General features: G+C 63.7%; 23 protein-coding genes. 14 read left to right on the forward strand and 9 right to left on the reverse strand.

Annotated features, from left to right (window positions below):
• Nucleotides 1-64 precede the first annotated feature (64 nt).
• The 4 genes from lepB to DVR09_RS12095 are packed head-to-tail and all read left to right on the forward strand — an operon-like array spanning nt 65 to nt 3,816.
• Nucleotides 65-961 (forward strand): signal peptidase I, encoded by an 897-nt coding sequence (lepB, locus tag DVR09_RS12080; protein ID WP_115417132.1) that lies wholly within the window; start codon nt 65-67, stop codon nt 959-961.
• Entirely contained in the window at nt 958-1,629 is a 672-nt protein-coding gene (gene rnc / locus DVR09_RS12085; protein ID WP_115417133.1) for a ribonuclease III, read from the forward strand. Before lepB ends, rnc begins: the two co-directional genes overlap by 4 nt.
• A complete protein-coding gene (gene era / locus DVR09_RS12090; protein WP_115417134.1) occupies nt 1,626-2,540 on the forward strand; it encodes a GTPase Era in 915 nt (304 codons plus the stop codon). The genes rnc and era overlap by 4 nt, the downstream gene beginning before the upstream one ends.
• A gap of 22 nt (nt 2,541-2,562) precedes the next feature.
• The gene (locus tag DVR09_RS12095) at nt 2,563-3,816 is read left to right on the forward strand and encodes an MgtC/SapB family protein (protein ID WP_115417135.1); all 1,254 of its coding nucleotides are present in this window, start codon (nt 2,563-2,565) and stop codon (nt 3,814-3,816) included.
• 42 nt (nt 3,817-3,858) lie between these two features.
• Here the strand turns inward: DVR09_RS12095 and DVR09_RS12100 are convergent, their stop codons facing one another.
• From DVR09_RS12100 to plsY, 5 genes are all read right to left on the reverse strand, one after another.
• Complete coding sequence (locus DVR09_RS12100; RefSeq protein WP_115417136.1) at nt 3,859-5,682, reverse strand: diguanylate cyclase; 1,824 nt, start codon at nt 5,680-5,682, stop codon at nt 3,859-3,861.
• Between the two features lie 209 nt (nt 5,683-5,891).
• Complete coding sequence (locus tag DVR09_RS12105) at nt 5,892-6,074, reverse strand: hypothetical protein (RefSeq protein WP_115417137.1); 183 nt, start codon at nt 6,072-6,074, stop codon at nt 5,892-5,894.
• Nucleotides 6,074-8,650, reverse strand: a complete 2,577-nt coding sequence (topA, locus tag DVR09_RS12110; RefSeq protein WP_115417138.1) for a type I DNA topoisomerase — start codon at nt 8,648-8,650, stop codon at nt 6,074-6,076. The genes DVR09_RS12105 and topA overlap by 1 nt, the downstream gene beginning before the upstream one ends.
• Nucleotides 8,651-8,907: 257 nt before the next feature.
• Nucleotides 8,908-10,017: a DNA-processing protein DprA gene (gene dprA, locus DVR09_RS12115; RefSeq protein ID WP_115417139.1), complete on the reverse strand. Its 1,110-nt coding sequence runs from the start codon at nt 10,015-10,017 to the stop codon at nt 8,908-8,910.
• Nucleotides 10,014-10,637 (reverse strand): glycerol-3-phosphate 1-O-acyltransferase PlsY, encoded by a 624-nt coding sequence (gene plsY / locus DVR09_RS12120; RefSeq protein WP_234041434.1) that lies wholly within the window; start codon nt 10,635-10,637, stop codon nt 10,014-10,016. The genes dprA and plsY overlap by 4 nt, the downstream gene beginning before the upstream one ends.
• 74 nt (nt 10,638-10,711) lie before the next feature.
• Here plsY and murI point away from each other — a divergent pair, with 74 nt between their 5' ends.
• The 7 genes from murI (at nt 10,712) to DVR09_RS12155 (ending at nt 17,761) form a co-directional block, all read left to right on the forward strand.
• On the forward strand, nt 10,712-11,506 hold the full coding sequence (gene murI / locus DVR09_RS12125; protein ID WP_115417140.1) for a glutamate racemase: 795 nt from the start codon (nt 10,712-10,714) through the stop codon (nt 11,504-11,506).
• Between the two features lie 6 nt (nt 11,507-11,512).
• A complete protein-coding gene (locus DVR09_RS12130; RefSeq protein ID WP_115417141.1) occupies nt 11,513-11,995 on the forward strand; it encodes a globin family protein in 483 nt (160 codons plus the stop codon).
• A 108-nt stretch (nt 11,996-12,103) separates the two neighbouring features.
• Nucleotides 12,104-13,324 (forward strand): 5-aminolevulinate synthase, encoded by a 1,221-nt coding sequence (gene hemA, locus DVR09_RS12135; RefSeq protein ID WP_115417142.1) that lies wholly within the window; start codon nt 12,104-12,106, stop codon nt 13,322-13,324.
• Nucleotides 13,324-13,686 (forward strand): DUF6463 family protein, encoded by a 363-nt coding sequence (locus DVR09_RS12140; protein WP_115417143.1) that lies wholly within the window; start codon nt 13,324-13,326, stop codon nt 13,684-13,686. The genes hemA and DVR09_RS12140 overlap by 1 nt, the downstream gene beginning before the upstream one ends.
• Nucleotides 13,687-13,918: 232 nt before the next feature.
• On the forward strand, nt 13,919-14,962 hold the full coding sequence (locus DVR09_RS12145; protein ID WP_234041435.1) for a cell wall hydrolase: 1,044 nt from the start codon (nt 13,919-13,921) through the stop codon (nt 14,960-14,962).
• 62 nt (nt 14,963-15,024) lie between these two features.
• On the forward strand, nt 15,025-15,717 hold the full coding sequence (locus DVR09_RS12150; RefSeq protein WP_234041436.1) for a nitroreductase: 693 nt from the start codon (nt 15,025-15,027) through the stop codon (nt 15,715-15,717).
• Nucleotides 15,718-15,859: 142 nt separating this feature from the next.
• Entirely contained in the window at nt 15,860-17,761 is a 1,902-nt protein-coding gene (locus DVR09_RS12155) for a serine hydrolase domain-containing protein (RefSeq protein WP_234041616.1), read from the forward strand.
• Between the two features lie 151 nt (nt 17,762-17,912).
• On the opposite strand, the gene DVR09_RS12160 is transcribed toward DVR09_RS12155, so the two are convergent.
• A complete protein-coding gene (locus DVR09_RS12160; RefSeq protein ID WP_115417146.1) occupies nt 17,913-18,485 on the reverse strand; it encodes a glutathione S-transferase family protein in 573 nt (190 codons plus the stop codon).
• Nucleotides 18,486-18,519: 34 nt separating this feature from the next.
• On the opposite strand from DVR09_RS12160, the gene DVR09_RS12165 reads away from it, so the two are divergent.
• From DVR09_RS12165 to DVR09_RS12175, 3 genes are all read left to right on the forward strand, one after another.
• The gene (locus DVR09_RS12165) at nt 18,520-19,302 is read left to right on the forward strand and encodes a helix-turn-helix transcriptional regulator (protein ID WP_234041437.1); all 783 of its coding nucleotides are present in this window, start codon (nt 18,520-18,522) and stop codon (nt 19,300-19,302) included.
• A 125-nt stretch (nt 19,303-19,427) separates the two neighbouring features.
• On the forward strand, nt 19,428-19,766 hold the full coding sequence (locus tag DVR09_RS12170) for a YciI family protein (protein ID WP_115417147.1): 339 nt from the start codon (nt 19,428-19,430) through the stop codon (nt 19,764-19,766).
• Nucleotides 19,767-19,773: 7 nt separating this feature from the next.
• Entirely contained in the window at nt 19,774-20,991 is a 1,218-nt protein-coding gene (locus DVR09_RS12175; RefSeq protein WP_162814961.1) for an RNA polymerase sigma factor, read from the forward strand.
• A gap of 9 nt (nt 20,992-21,000) precedes the next feature.
• On the opposite strand, the gene DVR09_RS12180 is transcribed toward DVR09_RS12175, so the two are convergent.
• The 3 genes from DVR09_RS12180 to DVR09_RS12190 all read right to left on the reverse strand — a co-directional run bounded on the left by DVR09_RS12180 (nt 21,001) and on the right by DVR09_RS12190 (nt 24,904).
• The gene (locus tag DVR09_RS12180; RefSeq protein WP_115417149.1) at nt 21,001-22,203 is read right to left on the reverse strand and encodes a type III PLP-dependent enzyme; all 1,203 of its coding nucleotides are present in this window, start codon (nt 22,201-22,203) and stop codon (nt 21,001-21,003) included.
• Nucleotides 22,204-22,392: 189 nt separating this feature from the next.
• Complete coding sequence (locus DVR09_RS12185; RefSeq protein WP_115417150.1) at nt 22,393-23,571, reverse strand: carboxynorspermidine decarboxylase; 1,179 nt, start codon at nt 23,569-23,571, stop codon at nt 22,393-22,395.
• A gap of 31 nt (nt 23,572-23,602) precedes the next feature.
• Entirely contained in the window at nt 23,603-24,904 is a 1,302-nt protein-coding gene (locus tag DVR09_RS12190; RefSeq protein WP_115417943.1) for a S41 family peptidase, read from the reverse strand.
• Nucleotides 24,905-24,956: the final 52 nt, after the last annotated feature.

The following is a 24,956-nucleotide window of genomic DNA, read 5'->3' on the forward strand; positions in this document are numbered from 1 at the left end:
TCAAAAATCCTTTCGTGTGCGCAGGTCGGCGACTAGGGACTTCGGCGATGATTGAGAACCCCGCATGACAGAGCAAGCGCTGAATAGGAATTCGAGCCCCGCACCCGCCAAGGACGAACCCGAAAAGGAAACGCTCGGCAGTTTCCTGTGGTTTGTGGCCAAGCTGGTGATCGCGGTGCTGATTTTCCGCAGCTTCATTTTTTCGCCCTTTACCATTCCGTCGGAATCGATGCTGCCGAACCTGCGCAATGGCGATTATCTGGTCGCGGCCAAATGGCCCTATGGCTATTCCAGGCTCTCGCTGCCGGGCGAAGTGGCCTTGTGGGAGGGGCGCCTTTTCGCCGACCTGCCCGAGCGCGGGGATGTTGCGATTTTCAAGCATCCGGTGACCGGCGCCGATTACGTGAAGCGCGTGATCGGCCTGCCCGGCGATACGATCGCCACCCGCGATGGCGTGGTGATCCTCAATGGCGAGCCGCTGCCCAAGGAGGCGGCGGGCTATGCCGACATTCCGATGAGCGCCAATACGAGCTGCCGCCGGGATGGAGGCATCGTGGTCGACGGCACGATCTGCCGCTATCGCCAGTTCCGCGAGACGCTGCCTTCCGGCAAAAGCTACATGATCGTCGACTTCGGCCCGGTCGGGGCGCGGTTGCTTGCCGATGGCGCGGGCGGGTTCGTCACTAATTCGCGCGGCCAGCCCGTGCGGATCGATCCCGATAATTTCGACCCCGTAATCGTCCCCGAAGGTCAGCTTTTCATGATGGGCGACAATCGCGACAACTCGCTCGACAGCCGCTTTCCGCCCGTGCCCGATGGCGGTGTGGGGCTGGTCGATGCAGACCTGCTGGTCGGCCGCGCCAGCCGTGTGCTGTGGTCCACCGATGGCAGCGCGCAGTGGCTGCTGCCCTGGACCTGGTTCACCGCCGCGCGCTGGGACCGGATCGGAAGCGACATATGAGCGCCCTCGCCCCTGAAACGCGCGAATGGCTGGCGAAGACCGGCTTTACCGTAAAAAACGAGGCGCTGTGGTTCGCCGCTTTCACGCATGGGAGCATGGGCGAAAAGCGCGACTACGAACGGCTGGAATTCCTCGGCGACCGTGTGCTCGGCCTGTCCATTGCCGATTGGCTCTATGCGCAAAGCGATGCGCCGGAGGGCAAGCTCGCCCAGCGTCTCAACGCGATCGTCAGCCGGGCAATGTGCGCGACCATTGCGCGCGGTGTCGGTCTGGCGCCGCATATCCGCATTTCCAAGCAAGCCAGCAGCGACGGTGGCCGCGATAGCGACAATATCCTCGGCGACGTGATGGAAGCGCTGCTCGGCGCGCAGTTCCTCGATAACGGGTTCGATGCCTCGCGCGATCTCGTCCGCCTGCTTTGGCGCCCGGCGCTCGAAAGCGGCGCGGGCAAGTCGAAACACCCCAAGAGCGCGTTGCAGGAATGGGCTGCGGGCAATCAGCGCAAGCCGCCCGAATACGAGCTGATCGACCGGTCCGGCCCCGATCATGCGGCGCGCTTTACCGTGCGGGTCAGTGTGCACAGGGTCGGCGCGGCGGAAGGCAGCGCGGGCAGCAAGCAGGAAGCCGAAAAGGAAGCGGCACGCAAATTCATGGAGAAATTCGGGTGAGTGATACGCAAACCAGATGCGGCGTCGTCGCCGTCCTCGGCGCGCCCAATGCGGGCAAGAGCACGCTGGTCAACCAATTGGTCGGCCAAAAGGTCGCGATCACCAGCGCAAAGGCGCAGACCACTCGCGCGCGGATGATGGGCATCGCGCTGCACACAAGCGACGATGCGGAAACGCAGATGATCCTGGTCGATACGCCGGGCATCTTCGCTCCCAAGCGGCGGCTCGACCGCGCGATGGTAAGCGCGGCCTGGGAAGGTGCGGAAGCGGCCGACGCGGTGCTTCTGCTGGTCGATCCGGTCAAGCAGCGACGGCATGAACTCGAACCGCTGCTCGAACAGGTTGCCCAGCGTCCCGAACGCAAAATCCTCGTCCTCAACAAGGTCGATGTGGCGAAGAAGGAACCGCTGCTGGCGCTGGCGCAGGAGCTTGGTGAGAAGGTCGAATTCGAGACGGTCTATTTCGTCTCCGCGCTGACCGGTGACGGCGTGCCGGAAATGAAGGAAGCGCTGGCGGGGATGATGCCCGAAGGCCCGTGGATGTATCCCGAAGATCAGGTGAGCGATGCCAGCGAGCGCCTGCTCGCCACCGAGATTACCCGTGAACAGCTCTATCAGCAGCTTCACGAGGAATTGCCCTATGACAGCGCCGTTCGCCCGGAAAAATACATCCAGCGCAAGGATGGCAGCGTCGAGATTCACCAGCAGATCGTCGTCATGCGCGACAACCAGCGTGCCATCGTGCTCGGCAAAGGCGGTAGCCGGATCAAGGAAATCGGCAAGGCCGCGCGCGAGGAACTCTCCGAATTGCTCGGCCAGAAGGTCCATTTGTTCCTCCATGTGAAGACCGACGAGCGCTGGAGCGAGGACAAGGAAATGTACGAGGAAATGGGGCTCGACTGGAAGAGCTGAGCCGGGAGATTTTCCGCTGGACATGCTTGCGTCCCACTTCGTACCCCAGCTCGCCGCAGCACTCGCGGTCGGGCTTCTGATAGGAATCGAACGCGGCTGGAAGCTGCGCGACGAAACGCCGGGAATGCGGGTTGCGGGCATCAGGACCTTCACCCTGCTCGGCATGACAGCGGGGCTAGGCGGCATCATCGGCCTGCTGGGATACCCCATCGTCTCGGGTATCGTTTTCGCGCTCGCCGCGGCGCTGGTGGCCATCGGTTATTCGCGCTCGGTACTCGACACCGGGCGGCCCGACGCGACCAGCGCGGTGGCGGCCATGGTCACGCTCGGGCTGGGGTTCCTCGCGGGAATCGGCCAGGGAGCGCTGGCGGTGGCGGGCGCGGCGGTGGTCACGCTAATCCTTGCGCTGCGCACCGAGGCCCATCGCTGGGTCGGCGCGCTCGACGAGGCCGACATCAAGGCCTTCGCCCGCTATGCGGTCATCGCGCTGGCGGTACTGCCCTTCCTGCCCGAAGGCCGCTACGGCCCATACGACGCGTGGGAGCCGCGTGTGCTGTGGCTGGTGGTTGTCATCGTCACCGGCTTTTCCTTCGTCGGCTATGTCGCCAACCGCATGTTCGGCGCGCGCCGGGGAACGATCGCCACTGTGGTGATCGGCGGGGCCTACAGTTCCACGGCAGTCACCCATTCCTTCGCCCAGCGCCTCGGATCGGGCCTGGGCGGCGGCGCGGAGAATGCGGGGATCGCGCTGGCCAGCGCGGTCATGTATCTGCGGGTCATCATTCTTGTCGCGGTGCTCGCGACCAGCCTGCTCGAACCGTTCGTGGTGGTGGTGGCGCCCGCGCTTATCGCCGGCTTGGCGGCGAGCTACTGGCTCTACCGCAAGGCCCCCAGCACGACCGGACCGGCACCGCCGGGCAACCCCATCGCCATGCTGCCCGCCCTGACCTTCGTCGCCTTCGTTGCCCTTGCCGCAGTGGCCGCGCGCTGGGCGCAAGGCGAATTCGGCGAGCAGGGCATCGCCATCCTGCTGCTGCTGATGGGCAGCATGGATGTGGATGCGGCCATCGTGACTGCGGGAGGGCTGGAACCCGGCACGATCGCGCCGCGCCTCGCCGCGCTCGCCATCGCGGGAACGATCCTCGCCAATATGAGCGTGAAGCTCGGCGTGACCGTGGCCTATGGCAGGCACGAGGCACGGCCCGCCGCCATCGCCCTGGCGGCAAGCATGGTGGCATTGGCGGCAAGCCTCGTGTTCGGCTACGCAAGGCTATGAAGCAATTGGCGACCAGGTCTGCGATCGGTGGGTCGGTCGGGATCAACCCGTTTGCAGGGTGCTTCCCCTCATCTCCCGCCGACACTGGGCCAGTTCGACCCGGTCGCGCCCACCCTCCTTCGCGCGGTACAGCGCGGCATCCGCAGCTTGGACCATCTGGCTCAGATCGCAATGTTCCGGAACGCTTGCAACACCGATCGATATCGTGATCCGGCCGAGCCGTTCGCCGTCGTGGTGAAGATTGAGCGCGGCAATCCGCAAACGAATGTCTTCCGCGCGGGCCGCTGCCTGCTCGCTGTCGAAATCCGGCAATAGCAGCACGAACTCTTCGCCGCCGTAGCGGAAGGCGAATTCGGGTTCGCGCGTGGCTTTTTGCAGGACCTTGCCCACTTCGCTCAGCACGAGGTCGCCGGCCTCGTGACCGAAACGGTCGTTGAAGCTCTTGAAATGATCGACGTCCAGCATCAGGCAACTCATGCGCGCGGCGGCATCCCCCTCGCCCGTGCGGAGCTTTTCCATGACGTGATCGAAGCTGCGGCGATTGGAAAGGCCTGTCAGCGTATCGTGCATGGCCATCTTTCGAAGCGCGTCGCGCAATTTGAGATTCGCCAGCGCCAGGCTGATGTTTTCGGCCAGCATCTCGATATAGTTGGCCGGCGTCGGTAATACGTCTGCGCTGTCATCGCGGACCTCGAGATAGAGCAGTCCGAGTGTTTCGTTCTGAGCCATCAACGGCAGGCAAAGCGAATCGGATATTTCCCCATCCGCCAATGCGAGATGCTGACAAGGCACATCTATTCCGTCGCTTTGTGGCCTGTGGGGCATTCCCCGTCGCAGAGCCCAGCAGGAGGAGGGCGCGAATTCGGCCTGCGAATGGACCGGTTTCTGCCATGTGCAAGCCTCGACCATTGCGTTGTGGGATTCGTCGAACAAATAGAGACGTCCAGCCCGTCCCGGGTCGATCTCCGGCACGAACCGGCGCACCACGTCTTCGAAGTCTTCCAACGTATCGCAGCTCTGCATACGCTGGGTCATGCGCGAAAGCAGTTCGCGAAGGGCGCTGTCGGCATCGCGTTCGGCCTGGAGACGCTGCCGTGCCAAGCCGTTTTCGCGGAAAACGCGGATAGCCTGCGCCATGTCCCCGATTTCATCGATCTGGTTCACTTCGGGTAGCTCGGTAGCGTAATCCTCGGCAGCTAACCGGCTGACCACATCGCTCAGCCTGACCACGGGGTGCAGCACGCGGCGCTTGAAAATAAAATACAGCACGCACAAAAACAGGAGACCGGTGATCGCCAGCACGATTTCAGCCAGCAATTTCCACATGGCCGCAATCGCCGCCGCTTCGTTCACCACTCTTTCTATGCGCCCGTCGAGCTGGTTCTGAAAACGTTGCACCAGCATTTCGGCGCGGTTTAGCTCGCGTTCGTATTCGGGGCCAAACAGGATCTGCCTCGCGCGCGCTTCCTCGCCCCGCTCGTAAGCTGCGATCGCTGCGACTTGTTCATCATGCAGCGTATCCGCCCAGCGGATCGCCTCGGTCAGCGTGGCGAGTTCGTTTTGGCTGGCACCGGCATCGCCGATATGTTCGATCCGCCGCTCGACCGATTCCAGCTCCTCCTCGTCGCGGCGATAGACCACGGCGTAGGTCTCGTCGCCCGTATTGATGTACTGCCGCGCATGCTCGCTCATCGCGTAGATGTCCGTGCCGAGACGGGCGGTCGCCTTGTCGAGCTGATAGCGCTGTTCGACAGCGGCCCGTTCGCGATCATGCGCATTCGATGCCAAAAGCATCATAACGCCGGATACGACCGTCAAGGCGACGGTCGCCCCATAGGCCACATTGGTGATGGTTGCCAATCGCATGGCTGCCTTATGGCAGGGAAGACCAACCGAAGCGTTAAGACCGAGTGGGTATGCTTCCTGACGCGGTATTCAGCCAGGAGCCTTCAACCATCGGCACCTCACGCAGTAGGCTTCACTTTCGCCGCCCGCCGCCGCCGCCGATGGACTCGAAACGGACTCGAACATGCCGCGCCGTCAGTCAGCCTTGGTTGCGGGAAAATGCAGCGTGCCTACCGTTTCTTTGCAATTTTGACCTTGTTCTTCTTGGCGAAATCCTTGGTCGATTCCTCGCTGCGCCCCAGCGCCTTGGCAATTTGCTTCAGCCCCTGCCCCTTTCCGGCAAGCGTGCGCAGTTGGCCCGCTTCCTCTCCGGTCCAGGGCTGCTTGTGCCGTTCGAACCGTTCCTTGGCCATCAGCCCGCCGCCTTCTTCGCGGCAGGCTTCTTCTTCGCCGCGGGCTTCTTTGCCGTAGGCTTCTTTTTCGCGGCGGCCTTTTTCTTCGGCGCGGCCTTCCCCTTCTTTGCCGGTCCCTTCGCGGCACGTGCATCGATCAATTCGATCGCCTGCGCCTCGGTCACGTCCTCGGGTTTCACATCCTTGGGGATCGTGGCGTTGGTGGTGCCGTCGGTCACGTAGGGGCCATAGCGGCCCGGCATCACCTTGATCTCGCCGCCCGAGGTGGGGTGTTCGCCCAGCGTTTTGATCGGTTCGGCCTTGCCGCGCCCGCCGCCCTTGCGATTGGCGGCCTGGGCGAGAATATCGACCGCACGGTTCATGCCGACCTCGAAGACTTCGCGGGTCGACGACAGTTTGCCGTACTTCCCATCGTGACGCAGATAGGGGCCGTAACGCCCTATCGCAGCTTCGATTTCCTTGCCGGTTTCCGGATGCGCGCCAACGATGCGCGGCAGGCTGAGCAGCTTCAAGGCCCATTCGAGATCGAAATCGTCGAGGTCCTTCGGAATGCTCGCGCGCTTGGCGTCCTTGCCCTCGCCCAGCTGGACATAGGGGCCGAAGCGGCCGCTCTTGCGCTCGACCGGCAGGCCGGTTTCCGGATCCTCGCCCATGACGCCGTCATCGGCGCCGTCATCGCCGTCGGAACCGCCCGGCTTGGCGAACTGGCGGGTGTATTTGCATTCGGGATAGTTGGCGCAGGCAACGAAAGCGCCATAGCGGCCACCGCGCAGCGCCAGCCTGCCGCCCTCGCGCCCCTCGGTTTCGCATAGTGGGCAATGGCGCGGGTCCTTGCCGTCGGCACGTTCGGGGAAGAGATAATCGGCGAGGAAATCGTCGAGCACCTCGGTCACTTCCGAAGGCTTCTTCTCCATCACCTCTTCGGTCTTGGGCTTGAAATCGCGCCAGAAGGCTTCGAGCAGCTTCTTCCAGTCCTCGCGCCCATCGGACACGATGTCGAGCTCGTCTTCCAGGCCCGCCGTATAATCGAAGGCGACATATTGCGGGAAGAAACGTTCGAGAAAGGCCGTCAGCAGACGCCCGCTTTCCTCGGCGAAGAAGCGGTTCTTTTCCATCCGTACATAGGCGCGGTCGCGCAAAGTCTGGATGGTGCTGGCATAGGTCGAGGGGCGACCGATGCCGAGCTCTTCGAGCCGCTTGACCAGACTGGCTTCGGAAAAGCGCGGCGGCGGCTGGGTGAAGTGCTGGTTCGCATCGACGCTTTTCTTGAGCGGACTATCGCCCTTCGCGATCGTCGGCAGCAGGCCGTCTTCGTCGTCCTCCGCATCGTCACGACCTTCCTGATAAACCGCGAGGAAGCCCGGATACTTGACCACCTGGCCGGTCGCGCGCAGCTCGTGCTGGCCGGTCGCGTCGCGCAGGGTAACGCTGGTGCGTTCGAGGCTGGCCGCGGCCATCTGACTGGCCATCGCGCGCTTGTAGATCAGGTCGTAGAGCTTGCCTTCATCGCCCGATCCGGCGCGGTCCTGATTGAAGTTGGTCGGTCGGATCGCCTCGTGCGCTTCCTGCGCGTTCTTGGCCTTCGACTTGTACATGCGTGGGCTATCGGGGAGCGCATGGCCGCCATAACGATCGGCCACCGCCTTGCGGCAATCGGCAATCGCGCCGCCATCCATGCTCACGCCATCGGTACGCATATAGGTGATCGCGCCCGCCTCGTAGAGCGACTGCGCGCAGCGCATGGTATGGCTGGCCGAGAAGCCGAGCTTGCGGGCGGCTTCCTGTTGCAAGGTGGAGGTGGTGAACGGCGGAGCCGGATTGCGCTTGAAAGGCTTGGTTTCGACTTCCTCGACCGTGAAGTTCGCCGCCTCGACCGCATTCTTTGCGGCCATGGCGCTGCCCTCGTTCCCGAGGGTGAGCTTCTCCAGTTTCTTGCCGTCATATTTGACCAGCCGCGCGTCGAATTCGGTGCCGTCATGCTGCAACTTCGCGATGACCGACCAGTATTCGTCGGCGCGGAAGTTCTCGATCTCGATCTCGCGATCGACGATCAGACGCAGCGCGACCGACTGCACGCGGCCGGCGCTCTTCGCGCCCGGCAGACGGCGCCACAGCACCGGAGACAGCGTAAAGCCATAAAGATAGTCGAGCGCGCGGCGGGCGAGATAGGCGTCGATCAAATCCTGGTCGAGATCGCGCGGCGCCTTCATCGCGTCGGTCACTGCCCGTTTGGTGATCGCGTTGAAGGTCACGCGCTCGACATCCTTGGGCAACGCCTTGCGCTTGGCCAGCAGTTCGCGCACGTGCCATGAAATCGCCTCGCCCTCGCGGTCGGGGTCGGTCGCGAGAATCAGGCGGTCGGCCGCCTTCGCATTGTCGGCGATTTCCTTGAACCGCTTCTGCTTGTCCCGATAGAGCTCCCAATCCATCGCGAAACCTTCGTCGGGGCGCACACTGCCATCCTTCGGCGGCAGGTCGCGGACATGGCCGTAGCTGGCCAGAACCTTGAAGTCCTTGCCAAGGTATTTCTCGATGGTCTTCGCCTTCGCGGGCGATTCGACGATAACCAGTTGCATGGGGGTAATTACAGTCCCTTACGTGTGTACGTGCGTATACGCGCGAAAATGGGGACCGGTCCCGATTGGCGTCAAGCGCCAAAAACCGAACGGGCCGCCCGGCCTAGGAGGTACACGGGCGGCCCGTCGCGAGCGCCGTTGGGGGGTGCCCGCTATTCAGTCCGGAAAATCGCGATGGCCGAATCGGCCACCTGGTGAATTCACCATAAGACGCGTCTGCGAATCGCGCTTGCAAGAACGCGCCAATTTCGCCGCCATCAGAGCGAAAGGCTGACCCGGGCGCCCGCATGCCGCTCGAGCCGTCCGGCGATCTCGAGTTCGAGCAGCGCAAGGTGCACGGCGCCGGCATCGGCGCCCGACTGGCGGATGATTTCGTCCACCGGTACCGGCGCGCTTGTCAAAAGACCGGCAATGTCGGCCGGGTCGGTCTCTGCCAACCCGCCGGGCTCGAAATCGAAGGCCGGTGAGGGTTCGCGAAAAGTGGATCGGGGCTCGCCGTCGAAGGTCGACAGCAGCTCGGACACGTCTTCGGGCGTCTGCACCAGCACCGCGCCTTCGCGGATCAAGTGGTTGCAGCCGTGGCTGCGCGCTTCCAGCGGACTGCCTGGAATGGCCATGACCTCGCGCCCCGCCTCCCCCGCCAGCCGCGCGGTGATCAGGCTGCCCGATTTGACCGCGGCCTCCACCACCAGCGTTCCGCCCGCGAGCCCGGCGATGATCCGGTTGCGGCTGGGGAAGTGGCTGCCGCGCGGTTCGGTGCCCGGCGGCTGTTCGGCCAGCAGCAGGCCTTCGTCGGCGATCCGCTCCTGCAATTCGGCGTGCTGTGGGGGATAGGCGATGTCGATGCCGCTGGCGATGACCCCGATGGTAGTGGGAAAAGCCCCCTCATGCGCCGCGCCGTCGATCCCCCGCGCCAGGCCGGAAACCACGGTGAAACCAGCTTCGGACAATCCTTGCGCAAAATCGCGCGCCAGCTTGACTGCGGCGGCACTGGCATTGCGCGCGCCGACCATGGCGACGCAGGGTTTCGACGCCAGCGCCAGATCGCCGCGCCAGATCAGGATCGGCGGCGCTCCATCGATCTGACCGAGCAGTGCGGGATAATCGGGCTGATCGTGAAACAGGTACTTCGCGCCCGCCTTGCGCACGGCCTCGACCTCGCGCTCGATCCTGTCGGCGGGGCAAGCGCGGTACTGCCGCCCGCCGCGCTTGCCGAGATCGGGTAGCGCGCCCAGCGCCTCTGTAGCGCTGCCGAAACGCTGCAACAGCATGGCATAGCTGACCGGCCCGATATTGGGCGAGCGTAGCAGGCGGATGCGGGCGAAAGCCTCGTCCTGCGACAGTGCGGGCTGCGCCCCGCCGCTCACTCTTTCGAGCCGCCGATCCTGGGTTCTTCGCCCTTCATCAGCCGGGCGATATTGGCGCGGTGGAGGTAGATGATCAGTAATGCGATCGCGGCAAGAACCGGGAAGAACTGCGGATAGCCGAACAGCGGCGCGGCGGCAGCGGCAGCGACGACCGCCGCCATCCCGGCGAGCGAGGAGACGCGAAAGATCGCGAGTACGCTCAGCCAGATGAAGGCATAGGCCAGCCCCAACGGCCAGGCGAGGCCGAAGGCAACGCCCGCATTGGTCGCCACGCCCTTGCCGCCTTTGAACCCCAGCCAGACGGGAAAGCAGTGGCCTAGCACCGCGGCACCGGCTGCAAAGGCCATCGCCACTTCGCCCCAGAGCTGGCCCGCGATTGCCACCGGGGCGAGTCCCTTGACGAGATCGAGTACCAGCGTAGCGGCGGCGAGCCCCTTATTGCCCGTGCGCAGCACGTTGGTCGCGCCGATATTGCCCGAACCGATCTGGCGCACGTCGCCCATGCCCGCTGCTTTGGTCAGCAACAGGCCGAAGGGGATCGATCCGACCACATAGCCGAGCAATGCTGCGTAAAATGCGTCCACGGGAACCTCCGCTGCCGGGCGCCCGATCGCGGCCACGCCCTTCCTCTTTGATTGTGCTGTAAAGTTAAGTACGGCCCTTCGACAAGCTCAGGCCGCACGGAATATCCGCTTTGGACGCAACCTCCCCCATTCTCCTGTTCGATTCCGGCGTTGGCGGGCTCACCGTGCTGGACGAACTGCGCAAGGTGCTGCCCGATGCGCCGGTAATCTACGCCGCCGATGTGGCGGGCTTGCCCTATGGCACGAAGAGCGAGGCGGAGGTGGCCGCGCGTGTCGCCGGGCTGCTCGGGCGGATGGCCGAACGATACCAGCCGCGCCTGATCTGCATTGCCTGCAACACCGCCAGCACGATCGCGCTCGGCATGGTGCGCGACGTGCTCGAAACGCCGATCGTCGGCACCGTGCCCGCGATCAAGCCCGCCGCCGCGCTCACCAAAACTGGCGTTTTCGGTCTGCTCGGCACCGAGGCAACGATGCGGCAGAGATATGTCGACGATCTCGAACATGCCTTTGCGGTGGGCAAGCGGTTGCTGCGCCACGGTGCCAATGGCCTGGTCCCGTTGGCCGAGGCCAAATTGCGCGGCGAACGCGTACGCATCGACGACGTGGCCGATTCGGCGAAAGGCCTCATGCTGCAGGCGCATGGAAGCGATATCGACACCATCGTGCTCGCCTGCACCCATTTCCCGCTGCTCGAACAGGAACTGCGCGAAGCCTTCGGTCAGGGGGTCGAATTCGTACATGGAGCGCAGGGGATCGCGCGGCGGATCGCGCATCTGACCGAAGGCCAACCCTTCGCCCGCAGCACCGGCGACTGCGCGATCACTACCGGCGCGCTGGCGAATTTCGAAAGACTCGCACCGGCATTTGCCGAGCGGGGTATCGACCGACTGGAGAGATTCTGACCTGCCATGACGCGCGACCGCTCCGAACTCGCTCAAAGAAGCCTCGAACGTCTTGCCGAGGTTGGCGGTGATGTTACACGCCCGGTGCTCGACGCCTATTACGCCCGCCATCCCGATGCGCGGGCCTCGTTCGAGCACCACGGGCTGGGTCACACGGCGGAGCTCGAAGGGCGCATGGTGGCCGAAAGCCTCTACCTGCTCCTGACCTGGATCGAAGACCCGGCGACCGCGCGCATCGACCACGGAACCGCCATCGTGCACCACAACGATTCGCTGCATATTCCCCCGCGCTGGTATCTCGGGCTGGTGGATGCGGCGCTCGACGTCCTGCTTCGTACCGTTCCAGAAGATTCCCCCGACGAACGCGCCCTGTGGATCGCGATCCGCGAGGAGTTCGCGGCCTTCGTCGAGAGCCTGCGCAGCGAGTTCGTCCATGGCGACGGGGGCGATCCCCTGCCCGGATTCGAGCCGCCACCGGCAGCCCACTGACTTGCGAGTCGCTCGCAAAGATCGCGGTAGCGATTTGAAACCGTTTCGATTAGGGCGAGGCTCACAGTCAGCCGCGGACGGGCGGTGCAGCGACGGGCGAATACGCCAGTGAATTACGACCAGATCTTCGACGAAGCGATTTCCCGACTGCATGAGGAAGGCCGCTACCGGGTCTTCATCGACATCCTGCGGAACAAGGGCGCCTTTCCCAATGCGCGCTGCTTTGCCGGCCACAATGGCCCGAAGCCGGTCACCGTGTGGTGCTCGAACGACTATCTCGCCATGGGCCAGCACCCCAAGGTCATCGCCGCGATGGAAGAAGCATTGCACGATGTCGGCGCGGGTAGTGGCGGCACCCGCAATATCGGCGGCAACACGCATTATCACGTGCAGCTCGAGGGCGAACTCGCCGATCTCCACGGCAAGGACGCCGCGCTGCTGTTCACCAGCGGCTATGTCTCGAACGACGCGACACTATCGACCATCGCCAAACTGCTGCCCGGCTGCGTGATCTTTTCCGACGAACTGAACCACGCCAGCATGATCGCGGGTATCCGCAATTCGGGCTGCGAGAAGCGCGTCTTCCGGCACAACGATCTCCACCACCTCGAGGAACTGCTGGCTGCCGAGGACGAGGCGACGCCGAAACTGATCGCCTTCGAAAGCGTCTATTCGATGGATGGCGACGTCGCCCGGATCCACGATATCTGCGACCTGGCCGAGAAGTACAACGCACTGACCTATATCGACGAGGTCCATGCCGTGGGCATGTACGGCCCACGCGGCGGCGGCATTTCCGAACGCGACGAAGCCGCGCATCGGATCGACATCATCGAAGGGACGCTGGGCAAGGCGTTCGGCGTGATGGGCGGGTATATCGCGGCGGACAAGAAGATCGTCGACTGCATTCGCAGCTATGCGCCCGGCTTCATCTTCACCACGTCGCTCAGCCCCGCCCTCGTCGCGGGCGTGCTGGCATCGGTGCGGCACCTCAAGGCATCCTCGGTCGAGCGTGAAGGCCAGCAGGCCGCCGCCGAATTGCTCAAGCAGAAGATGCGCGATGCGGGCCTGCCCGTGATGGACAGCGTAACCCACATCGTCCCGCTAATGGTCGGCGACCCGGTGCGCGCCAAGAAGATCAGCGACATCCTGCTCGCCGAATACGGCGTCTACGTCCAGCCGATCAACTTCCCGACCGTGCCTCGCGGGACCGAACGCCTGCGCTTTACGCCCGGCCCGGCCCATACCCCCGCGATGATGGACGAGCTTGTCGGCGCGCTGGTCGAGATCTGGGATCGGATGGATCTGGAGCTGGCGAAAGCGGCGTGATGCGGCGGTGGATCGGCCTGTCGATCGCGGCCGTTGCTCTTCTGCATCTGGCAGCCACTTTTGCTATTTACCCCGTCGGCATCGCCGTCGCGGCATCCTATACGCTTTCGGGCAGCATTCCTCCCGCCTCGATCGAATCCGAGGCGTTCTGGTTCGCGATGTTCGCCCCCTTCCTTTTTCTCTTCGGGGTCATGGTCGACCGGGCGGAGCGCGGCGGCACATCGCTCGGATGGCTGGTTGTCCTCGTCTTTTCGCTGTCATTGGTCGCACTGATAGCGCCGATGCCCGCAACCGGAGCCTGGCTCCTCGTCCCGGCGGGCGTCGGAATGTGGGTCCGCGAATTGCGCTTGGCACGAGTCTGACAGAACCGGCAACTCTACGATAGCGCCAGCATCCCTGCCGCTTGCGTATATTGTGCGACGGTGAGCCCACGGTTAGATCGCAAGGATGAATGGGGAACCTGTCTCACGCCGCGCCTTGCGCGATGTCTTTCCCGTATGCGTCTTTGCAGGGCTGGTGCTGCTGCCATTTCTGGTTTTGGCAATTTTTGCTCGGGACGCCAGGGTTGAAGCAACCGGCCTCGATGAAGTTGCGATGACAATCACCCCCGACATCGCGATCGCCGATCTCCCCGGCGCTGCGGATGACACTGTCATTCTGTCCGAACTCGAATCGAACGTTGCGCGCGCGCGCAATGCGGCGATCGACTTCGCAGCGGCAGGTCCTGGCACGGCAAGCCCCTTTGGCTTTCGCGGCAGCGAGGCCGATCGCGTCCGCGCGCGCGATTGCCTGGCGCTCGCGGGCATGGCCGAGGCTGGTGGCGGCGATGCGGACCAGCGGGCAGTGATGCAGGTGATCCTCAACCGCGTGCGCCATCCGGCTTTTGCCGGAACCGTATGCGGCGTGGTGTTCGAAGGCTCGCAGCGCCCCACCGGATGCCAGTTCAGCTTCACCTGCGACGGTTCGCTGGCCCGCCGCTATTCCGACGCCGCCTGGCGCACGGCCCGCGAGCGGGCCGAGGAAATGCTTGGTGGGGCAACCCATGCGCCGGTGGGCAATGCCACGCATTTCCACGCCGATTACGTCTATCCCTGGTGGAGCGACCGGCTCGACAAGGTGGCACAGGTGGGTCCGCACATCTTCTTCCGCTGGCGCGGTTACTGGGGCAGCCGCACGGCGCTTTCGGCCTCCTATCGCGGAGCCGAGCCCGATCCCCTGGCCCTGCGCCAGACGGCTCTGGCCGTCGCCGAGGCCAATCCGCTGCCGACCCTGCTCCAGAGCGGCGAGGCAGTGCGCAGCATCACCAGTCAAATCCCGGCGCAGGCGACCGAAGGCGGCCAGGGCGCGCCACCCTCGCCGGGCGCGGGCGTGCATTTCGTTCTCGTTGCAAGGGGCGAATCGCCGCAGACTCTGGTCGAACGTGCGCGGGGCCTGTGCTCGGGCGAAGGCTATTGCCGCGTACAGGGATGGAGCGAGGCCGACGCCATTCCGCGCGGCCTGCCGCTGACCGACGAGGCACGCCGCGCCATGCGCTTCAGCTTCGTTGCCGCGGGTGCGGGCGGGCAGGAAGCGATCTTTCTCGACTGCCGCACCTTCCCGGCCCCCGGCATAGGCACCTGCCTGCCCGCAAGGCCGTAGGGGATTTTGCGCGACCGAGTCGGCGCGCTAAGCCTCCCGCCATCGACAAGGGAGAGGTTGGAATGAGCGGCAATCAGGACATGACCTATGAAGAGGTGGTGATGGATCGCCGCTCGATCAGGGGCTATCTCGATAAGCCGGTGCCGCGCGAGCTAATCGAGGAAATCCTGACGCTCGCCATGCGCTCGCCCACCTCTATGAACACGCAGCCGTGGCACTTCCACGTCATCACCGGCGAGCCGCTGAATCGCATTCGCAAGGGCAATACCGAGAACATCCTCGCCGGCGTTCCCGACAGCCGCGAGTTCCGCCGCGGCGAACCCTTCGTCGGCGTCCACCGCGAACGGCAGGTTGGCGTCGCGAAGCAATTGTTCGGCGCCATGGGCATCGCCCGCGACGACAAGGACAAGCGGCAGGACTGGGTGCTGCGCGGTTTCCGCCAGTTCGATGCACCGGTCTGCGTGATCGTGACCTATGACAAGGAATTATCGGGCAGCGATGATACCGCTTTCGATTGCGGCGCCGTCACCACCGCGCTGGTCAACGCCGCCTGGTCGCGCGGATTGGGCTGCGTCATCAACAGTCAGGGAATCATGCAGAGCCCGGTGGTGCGCAAACATGCCGACATTCCGGACGACCAGGTGATCATGAAGGCGGTCGCCATGGGCTGGCCCGACGAGAGCTTCCCCGCCAATGCCGTCGTCAGCGAGCGCAAAGGCGTGGACGAGGCGGCGCGTTTCGTCGGGTTCGACTAGCCCGGCAGCCTTTTTCAACCCAATACCCGGTTTCCATTTAACCGACACTCCCTTATCGCTGCATGATGCCGCATGCCTTGGTTCGATCTCATGCCCCCGTGGAGAGAGAAGATTTGTGCGACTAGGAATCGCCGCCTTGTTCATGATCTTGCTTGTGGCCATCGCGGGCGTGACGGTAGTGCCCGCCAGCAATGCGCAACAGCCGATACAGGCACAGACACCCGCACAAGTCCGCAGCACTAGCATCGCCGATCTCGAAAAGTTCACCGATGGTTTCGTGACAGCCAAGATCGAGGATCTCGATCCTCCGGGGATGAGTGTCGCGGTCGTCACTCCCGACGGTGTCATCGCCAAAGGCTATGGCGTGGCCGACATGGATAGCGGTCGCATGAACGATGCGGATACGCTGTTCCGCATCGGATCGATATCCAAGCTGTTCGTCTGGCTCTCGGCACATATGTTGGCCGAGGAGGGCAAGCTCGACCTCGATGCCGACATCAATACCTATCTCGACGGTTTCGACATTCCAAACAGCTATGACGAGCCCATCACGATGCGGGATTTGATGGCTCACCGTGCTGGATTTGAGGACAGCCTGCGCGATTTTCTGGATTCGGAACGGGACATTTCGCTTCGTGACGCTGCGAAGCGGTCGATGCCGCGCTTGGTTGCCCCGCCGGGAGAGCGGGCGAGCTATTCCAACTACGGCACCAATCTCGCCGCCTATGTGGTGGAACGAGCGGCGGGCATGGATTATTTCGAATTCGTCCACATGCGTATCCTGCAACCGGCCGGCATGAACGCGACGACGCTGCACGATCCGGGGCAGGGAAAGAACCCGACTGTGCTCGACGATCGTATGGCACGTCCACACATCCCGGAGAACGGTACGGCGACGGTCTCGAATTATTTGCCGGTGCGCCCGCAAGAACCGGTAGGCGCAGTCGCGATAAACGCGAAGGACGCGGCCACCTTCATGCAATTGATGCTGCGCGGCACACAGCTTGAAAACGGCGATCGCCTGCTTTCGGAACAAGGATGGGCACGTGTGCAGACCAATGCCTTTGCCGATGCGGCCGGAGGCGACGACATGGGCTGGGGTTTCATGCTCAATGAAATCGATGGCGAGAACACGATCGGCCACGGTGGAGCGACCAAGTTTCTGAGCTGGATGTTCGTCCTGCCCGATCGCGGGATCGGGGTTTTCGCCTCTTCGAACATGACCTCTATGGAGAGCCTCCCTGTCGATGTGGCGGTGGCCATCGTGCGCCGTATCACCGGCAGCGATCCGGTCACACGCTATCTCGAACATGCGGGAGATGTCGAAGCCGCCGAGGAAGTCGCCGGTCTCTACTGGACCAACAGGCGGACATTCGGCGGACCGCTCGCCCTTGCGGGGCTGGGGTCGGAAATGACGCTGACCGCCGACAACGGCTTTCTGGTCACCTCCGGTCCTATGCCGACTCGCTACGCGCCCATCGGCAATGATATCTGGATAGCGCTGGATGGATCGCGTCTGCGTGTCGCGAGGGACGAGGTCGGCGAGATCGTCCGTATCCACGGATCCCGCGGCTCGGAAACCTACGAACGGGTCGGGTTCTTTCAGTCCAGTCGCCCGTTCCTATTTGCCACCGGCTTATGCATGGTCCTCTCGATCACCACCCTGCTGGGCATGTGGTATCGCTGGCGACGCCCCAACAAGGTGACAGAGCGAGGGCCCAAGGCGATGTGGATCGCGCTGGTTTCGGCGCTGCTGTGGCTTGCCTTCGCGGCAAGCCTTATCGCCCTCATCCTAGACGTCAGCAATATCGACCTGGGTGCCGACGACCTGCGATTCCCACCCCTACCCATGAAGATCATGCTCGCCTTGATCGTAGCGCTGACAATCCAGTGCATCGTCCATATCGCTGGGGTCTGGCTCGCCTGGACGGGCAGCGGGTGGACGCTGTGGCGGCGTGTCCATTTTACCATCTTCGCCGCCTCCTTTGTCTTCGCGATCACCCAGTTCGCGCGCTTCGACTTGATCGGCACCCGCGTGTTTTGATGGGAGGTGTGGACCGGATAACCGTATTCTTGCCCATCACGGCTCGGCGCAGACTCGCCATGTCGACCGCTTCCCTGCAAACGCGGTCGCCATCGGAGCAGCTCGTCTCATGATTTATCGCTGATTGGCGCAGCGGGCTTGGCCTACCGCATTATGTTCCAAGCCCGGCCACTGTCTTCGCACAGCGGTCAACCCAGTCGCGGATTTCGGCCTGTTCGGGCAGCATGTCGGAAAACCACTGGAACGGCGAACTGCACAGCATGTCCGCCGCGCTGAACCGCTCGCCCAGCAGCCACGGCCCCTTGCGCAGCGGTGCGGCCAGTTGCTCCAGCATCGTCGCTTCGCTGCCCAGCCCGTCCTCGACCACCGGATGCGTCACCCCGGCCCATTTCAGGATCAGCAGCGGCTCCATCACGCCCTGATAATAGGACAGCCAGGACAGATAGGCCCCGCGCCCCGCCTCGCCCGGCAATGACCCCAGTTTCGCCTGCGGATAGGCATCAGTCAGATACAGCATGATTGCCCCGCGCTCGCGCACATGCTCGTCGCCATCGACCAGATAGGGCACTTTCTTTTCGGGATGCGGATTGGCCGGATCGGACATGCCCGACCCGTCCTGCCGGGGGATGGTGACTTCTTTCACATCCACATCGGCGCCCAGCATATGGATCAGTGTCACCACCGTATCGGAGCGCGATTCGGGTGCGTGATAGAGGGTCGGCATAAGGTTCTCCTTTCGATTGCGATGCGCGCAGGATATGCCTGCCCTGCTGACAGAAAGAGGCAGTAGCGATGGCGCGACAGGACCGGCTCATGCGATTGCTCGCCGCGCTGCGGCGGCTGTCCTCCCCGTCACTGCGGAGCGGCTGGCGGCGGAGACCGAGATCTCCCAGCGCCAGCTCTATCGCGATATCGCCACCTTGCGCGCGGGCGGCGCGCTGATCGACGGTGCGGCTGGCTATGGCTATACGCTTACCGAAGACCCGGCCCTGCCCCCGCAGAGCTTCTCGCGGCTGGAAACCGAGGCGCTGATGCTGGCGGTGGGCAGTCTCGACGAATTGGGCGACGAGCGCCTTGCCCGTGCAGGCCGCGACGCGCTGGCCCGCATTATCGCCACCCTGCCCGACCGGCAGGCACGCCAGGCCATGCACGCGATCATGCGATCATGGCGTCCGGCAAAGGAGCGCCCGGATATCGCCGTCGATCTGGATTTGCTGCGCCAGGCCTGCTGGGACGAGGTGAGCGTGCGGATCGCCTATCGCGACCGGCAGGACCGCCGCAGCACGCGCGAAATCTTCCCCCTCGGCCTGTCCTACAGCCCGACCACGCTGATGCTGGTTGCCTGGTGCCTGCTCCGCGAAGACTACCGCACATTCGAAGTTGCGCGAATCGATAGCCTCGATGCGGGAGAAACCAGCTTCCGCCCGCGCCGGGTGGAATTGCTGCGCCGCTACAAGGCCCTGCGCATGGCGGAGTGGCGCGAGCGCGATGCGGCGGAGAGGCGCAAAAGCCCGCCCGCAGCCGACGGACCGACCTCCTGACGGATGGGTAAACATTCGTTCCCCCGGACCGCTGCAATAATTTTCATCGCCGCTGTCGAAATGGTAGGTGCCCATTCGTCTTGAAGGCGAGGCCGCTCCCGGTCTCGGCTCGCAGGAGACCTACGATGAAATACGCCCTTCTCATCCATGAAGATCACGCCAACTACAAAGACGAGGATGGCTGGAACGAGATCATCCGGCGCCACGAGGCCTTCGGTGAAGCGCATGCTTCCGCCATCGTTGGCGGCGAAGGGTTGAACGGCCCCGAAACCGCGACGACGCTGCATCGCAAGGGCGAAGAGACGATGGTCCATGACGGCCCCTTTGCCGAGGCGCGCGAGCAGCTGGGCGGGTTCTACCTTGTCGAGGTCGCATCGCTCGATGAAGCGATGGCCATCGCCAAGGACATTCCGTTCGCGGGCGACGGATCGGTCGAAATCCGGCCCTGTATCGACGAGGGTTAAGACAGGTTTGGCGAACAGCGTCGATCTGGCCGAGACTGTCAGAGCAAAGCGGCTGCGCATCGTCGCTGCGCTTTCCGCCCGCTTCGGCGATGTCGAACTGGCCGAAGACGCTTTTGCGGAAGCATGCGTGCGCGCCGCCGCCACTCGCTCGCCGCCGCAGGATTGGGCGGCGTGGCTCTATGCCGTGGCGCAAAGAATTGCGGTCGACAGCCTGCGCCATTCGCGTGTCGTGCGCGCACATGCCGAGCCGGCGGCATCGTTTGACGAGGAGGTGAGCGTGAGCGAACGCAGCATGATTCCGGATCGCCGCCTCGCGCTGTTCTTCGCCTGCTGTCATCCGGCGATCGACATCGCCTCGCGCGTTGCCCTCGCCCTGTCGACCATCTGCGGTTTCAGCGCGAAACAGATCTCGCGTGCCTGCCTGCTCAGCCCCGCGGCGGTTTCCCAAAGGCTGGTACGCGCCAAGAAGAAACTCGCCGGCAGCGGGATCATGTTCGAAATTCCCGACAGCCGCTTTTTTGCCGAACGGCTGGAAGCCGTGCTGTGCACGATCGAGATCGCCTATTCGCAAGCGCACGCATCGAGCGATCCGGATGGCGAGCAGGCACTGCTTGCCCGCCAGACGCTCGAACTGGTCGATATTCTGGCCACACTCATGCCGGGCAACGCGCAGGTGAACGCGCTGGCCGCCGCCTTGTGGTTTTCGGAAGCGCGACGACCGGCTCGGCGCGATGCCATGGGCAAGATGATCCCCCTCGAGGACCAGGACCCGCAGCTATGGGACCGGTCCATGCTCGCACGTGCCAGAGACTATTACGGGCAGGTCGATACAGCACAGGACGCGTCGCTGCGGACGCTCCAGGCCGATATACAGGCTCTATGGTGCTCGCGGCGCCGACAGTCCGACCCAGCCCCGTGGAACCGCGTCCTCGCGCGATACGACCGCATGATCGCGATCAGGGACAGCGCCTTCATTCGGCTCAACCGAGTTGTCGCGATCCATAAGCTCCAAGGTGCCGCAGCGGCGCTGCGAGAGTTCGAGGAGCTGCCTTGCGCCGCGCTGGAAGGATCGCCCGCCTATCACGCCGTCGGGGCCGAACTGCTTTCGCATACCCAGAGCGTGCGGGAAGCGATCCAGGCCTATGACACGGCGATCGGCTTGCAGGAAGGCTCCGCCGAGCGCGCATGGCTTATCGCGCAGCGCGACGCACTCACCCTTCGCTAAACTGGGTATCTAGCGCAGGCTCACCACATTGTCCGCTGCCGGACGTGTGCGGCTGCCGTCGTATAGGCTCGCCATCGGCTCGTCGGTGACGACGATCCGCTCGGCCGCGCCGAAACCGTTGAAATCGGTCTTCATCGCCGCGCCATAAGCGCCGAGCATACCGATCTCGATATAATCGCCAGCCTGAATGTCCTCGGGCAGGACGAAGGGGCCTTGCATGTAATCGGCATCGTCGCAGGTCGGGCCGTAGAAGGCGAAATCCATCTCCGGCTTGATGAGGTCGTCTTCCAGCGCGCGGACAGGGAATTTCCAGTCGACATGCGCGGCATCGAACAGCGCGCCATAGGCGCCATCATTGATGTAGAGTTCCTCGCCGCGGCGCTTCTCGACCTTGACGATCAGCGACGAATATTCGGCGCACAGCGCACGGCCCGGCTCGCACCACAGCTCGGCATTGTAGGCGACCGGCAGATTGTAGAAGTTCTGATGGATGATCTGGAAATAGTCCTCCAACGGCGGAGGCTCCATCCCCGGATAGACCGACGGGAAGCCGCCGCCCACATCGATCATGTCGATCACCACCGAAGCCTCGCCGATGGCGATGCGCACGCGTTCCAGCGCCTGGACATAGGCAAACGGCGTCATCGCCTGACTGCCCACGTGGAAGCAGACGCCGAGCCAGTCGGCATGCTGGCGCGCTTGCTGCAGCAGTTCGGGCGCTTCGGTCAGGTCGCAGCCGAATTTGGACGCGAGGCTGAGTTCGGAATATTCGCTCGAAACGCGCAGACGTACGCATAGCCGCAGGTCCTGCGCCGGTTCGCCATCTTCGCTGCGACAAGCCTCGACGATCTTCTCCAGTTCCTCGGCCGAATCGAGGCTGAAGGTCTTCACGCCATGCGTGTGATAGGCTTCGCGGATGGCGCTGGGCGCCTTGACCGGGTGCATGAAGCACAGGATCGCATCAGGCAGCGTCGCGCGCACCAGGCGCACTTCGGCGATCGACGCCACGTCGTAATGCGTGACGCCGTTGTCCCACAGTATCTGCAGCAGGTCGGGCGAGGGATTCGCCTTCACCGCATAGAGCGACTTGCCCGGGAATTTCTCGACGAAGAAACGCGCCGCGCGCGCAGCGGCGTGCGGGCGGTTGAGAATGATCGGTTCGTCCGGCGAAAGGGCGCGGACCACGGCCTTGGCGTCAGGGAAATGCGGCAACTCAAGGGACCCCCTAAACAGTCCTTGCGGACCATGAAACGACAAGCTGCCTTGCGGTTAGGAAGTCCCCTTGGGGCAGCGGGAGCGGCGCATATAAATTCTGGGTCATGAAACGCAAGTGAATATGCGCCGAAAATGCACAAGCCCCGCGTGGGGCGCGGCGGGCATCACATGCGGCGGATCGCGCCCTCAGCTCAGCCGGTCGCGGAAGGTTTCGTAACCGAACTCCTTCACCAGCTCGAGCTGGTCGGTCTCGCTGTCCCAGAGGTAGATCGAGGGCAGCTGGACGCCGTTGAACGTGTTCGTCTTGACCATCGAATAATGCGCCTGATCGAGAAAAGCGAAGCGCTTGCCCACCTCCGCCCCGCCGTGGACGCGATAATCGCCGATCACATCGCCTGCGAGGCAGGAAGGGCCGCCAATGCGTATCTCGGGCACATCGCGCTCTCTGCTCTCACCCAGCATTGCCGGGCGATAGGGCGCTTCGATCACATCGGGCATGTGACAAGTGGCCGAGATATCGGCGACGGCAATGGGCACTTCGTTGAAGCCCGTATCGAGGATCGTGCCCACGAGGATACCCGCGTCGAGCGCCACCGCCTCGCCCGGCTCGAGATAGATTTCCGCGCCGGTATCGTCCTTGGCATCCTTGAGGAATTCGACCAATTCCTCGCGCTGGTAATCGGCTCGGGTGATGTGATGCCCGCCGCCCATATTGATCCATTTGAGGTGCCCGAACCACGGTTCGATCGCGTCGAACACCTTGTCCCAGGTGGCATGCAGCGGTTCGAAATCCTGCTCGCACAGATTGTGGAAGTGGATACCGTCGACCTGCGCCATGATCTCGGGCGTGAGCTGGTCGATCGGGAAGCCGAGCCGACTGCCGGGGCTCGACGGATCGTAGCGCGGCACCTCCCCCGTCGGATGCATCGGATTGATGCGCAGGCCGACGTCGAAATTCTGCCCTGCCGCCCGCGCCTGTTCGAGAATCAGCGCGGCGCGCTCGAGCTGGCCGGGCGAATTGAAGATGACATGATCGGACAGGCGGCAGACCTCTTCCAGTTCCTCGGGCTTGTAGGCGGCCGAATAGGTCGCGATCTCGCCATCGTAGAACTCGCTCGCCAACCGCGCTTCCCACAGGCCCGAGGTGCACACGCCGTCGAGATATTCGCCGATGATCGGCGCGGTCGACCACATGGAAAAGGCCTTGAGCGCGGCCAGCACCTTGATGTCCGCTTCGTCGCGGATGTCGGCCAGAATCTGGCAATTGGCGCGCAGCTTTGCTGCATCCACCACGAAGGCAGGACTATCGACGCGCGACAGGTTGAAATCGGCAAAGGCGCCCGGATCACCGGCTTTTGTTTCCATGTCAGACGCCTTTCAATGCATGTGTCGTCGATCAATTCTTCGCGAGCGAAGCGAAATAGTCCAGCGCCGCCGCGACGGCGGGATCGCTGCCATTGGGGGTGCTATCTGCCGGGGTGACTGGGATATCGGCCACGTAATCCTCACGCGGGGTTCCGTCGACATGGAACATGGCTTCCCCGCCCAGATCGACCCGCGCATGGCTCTTCTCAAGCGTGAAATTCCACAGCGCACCCAGCAGATCGCCCATGTCGGAGCCAATGGTGACGGCATTGGGCGCGGCGGCATCCATGCCGATCACCACGCCTTCGCCCATGCTACCCGTCCAGCGGCCATGCAGCACAGCAACCGGCCCCGCATAATGCGGCCCGCGCGGGAAGACATATTCGACAAACTGGCGCGGCACGGTGAACTCGCGCTCCAGCGCGGGGATACGGTGCATCTGATAAGGGCTCACCTCGGTCACGAAATGGCCGATGATCGACCGGCCCACTTCGGTGTTGCCGCCGCTCGGCGTGTCGCGCAGGTCGAGGATCAGCGCCTTTGCCCCTGCCTTTATCGCCTTTTCGAGCGCACCGTCGAATGCGGTAATCGTCTCATTGTTCCCCAGCGAGTTCAGCGGACGGAGAATCGCGATGTCGCGATCCTTGCCAACAAATTCCAGCTCCACCGGCTCACGCCCGCGCAAGGAATTCGCCCAGTCGCGCGTCGACCTTAGCTCAACCGCCCTGGCCTGCTGGTCAGGCGAGATAACCTTCAGATGACGCGAGCCTGCGCGCTTGCCGTTGACCGCCAGCATCAATCCATAGTCGAGCTGTGCTACAGTCGGCTCGGGCAGCACGTCACCAAAGGGCAGGCGCGCCGCGAGGTCTGGCGCAGCTCCATCCACTTCTGCGATTATATCACCCGGCCTGATGCCCGCTTCGAAAGCCGGCGAGCCGCGCCTGACGTCGGTTATCACCGCCCTGCCCGCCACGAACTGCGCGTCGAGATCGGCCGCCGTCATGACAATGGCGTAATCCGTGTCGGCGAATGGACCGACGATCAGATGCGGGTCCATGAATGTCAACGCGGTGCGATGGAAGATGCTGCGCAACTCGACCTCATCGGCTGCTTCCGCCGCGAGTGCGCGGGATCGGTCCAGTTGCGCCTCCACATCAATATCGTCGCGGTCGATATAAGCATATTTGCCCCGCAGCAGCTGCTCGAACTCGTCCCATGCGGCAGAAGCATCGAAGGCTTCGGTCTGGGCGGCTGTGTGATCGGCATCGGGCGATTGCGCGATCGCGGGCACGGTCGAAGCGAAGGGAAGCGCGGCTATAGCGAGCAAAGGCATGAGGTTGCGCCAGTTACATCGCGCCCTTTTGGTATCTTTGCGCGATACAAGT

The organism is Erythrobacter aureus (assembly GCF_003355455.1).
Classification (GTDB): Bacteria; Pseudomonadota; Alphaproteobacteria; order Sphingomonadales; family Sphingomonadaceae; genus Qipengyuania; species Qipengyuania aurea.

Excerpts from the sequence above, each read along its gene's own strand:
- lepB (WP_115417132.1), top strand. The coding sequence starts at position 65 with ATGACAGAGCAAGCGCTGAATAGGAATTCGAGCCCCGCACCCGCCAAG.
- rnc (WP_115417133.1), top strand. The coding sequence starts at position 958 with ATGAGCGCCCTCGCCCCTGAAACGCGCGAATGGCTGGCGAAGACCGGC.
- DVR09_RS12095 (WP_115417135.1), top strand. The coding sequence starts at position 2,563 with ATGCTTGCGTCCCACTTCGTACCCCAGCTCGCCGCAGCACTCGCGGTC.
- DVR09_RS12100 (WP_115417136.1), bottom strand. The coding sequence starts at position 5,682 with ATGCGATTGGCAACCATCACCAATGTGGCCTATGGGGCGACCGTCGCC.
- DVR09_RS12105 (WP_115417137.1), bottom strand. The coding sequence starts at position 6,074 with ATGGCCAAGGAACGGTTCGAACGGCACAAGCAGCCCTGGACCGGAGAG.
- topA (WP_115417138.1), bottom strand. The coding sequence starts at position 8,650 with ATGCAACTGGTTATCGTCGAATCGCCCGCGAAGGCGAAGACCATCGAG.
- DVR09_RS12130 (WP_115417141.1), top strand. The coding sequence starts at position 11,513 with ATGACGCGCGACCGCTCCGAACTCGCTCAAAGAAGCCTCGAACGTCTT.
- DVR09_RS12140 (WP_115417143.1), top strand. The coding sequence starts at position 13,324 with ATGCGGCGGTGGATCGGCCTGTCGATCGCGGCCGTTGCTCTTCTGCAT.
- DVR09_RS12145 (WP_234041435.1), top strand. The coding sequence starts at position 13,919 with ATGACAATCACCCCCGACATCGCGATCGCCGATCTCCCCGGCGCTGCG.
- DVR09_RS12150 (WP_234041436.1), top strand. The coding sequence starts at position 15,025 with ATGAGCGGCAATCAGGACATGACCTATGAAGAGGTGGTGATGGATCGC.
- DVR09_RS12155 (WP_234041616.1), top strand. The coding sequence starts at position 15,860 with ATGATCTTGCTTGTGGCCATCGCGGGCGTGACGGTAGTGCCCGCCAGC.
- DVR09_RS12160 (WP_115417146.1), bottom strand. The coding sequence starts at position 18,485 with ATGCCGACCCTCTATCACGCACCCGAATCGCGCTCCGATACGGTGGTG.
- DVR09_RS12165 (WP_234041437.1), top strand. The coding sequence starts at position 18,520 with ATGCCTGCCCTGCTGACAGAAAGAGGCAGTAGCGATGGCGCGACAGGA.
- DVR09_RS12170 (WP_115417147.1), top strand. The coding sequence starts at position 19,428 with ATGAAATACGCCCTTCTCATCCATGAAGATCACGCCAACTACAAAGAC.
- DVR09_RS12185 (WP_115417150.1), bottom strand. The coding sequence starts at position 23,571 with ATGGAAACAAAAGCCGGTGATCCGGGCGCCTTTGCCGATTTCAACCTG.
- DVR09_RS12190 (WP_115417943.1), bottom strand. The coding sequence starts at position 24,904 with ATGCCTTTGCTCGCTATAGCCGCGCTTCCCTTCGCTTCGACCGTGCCC.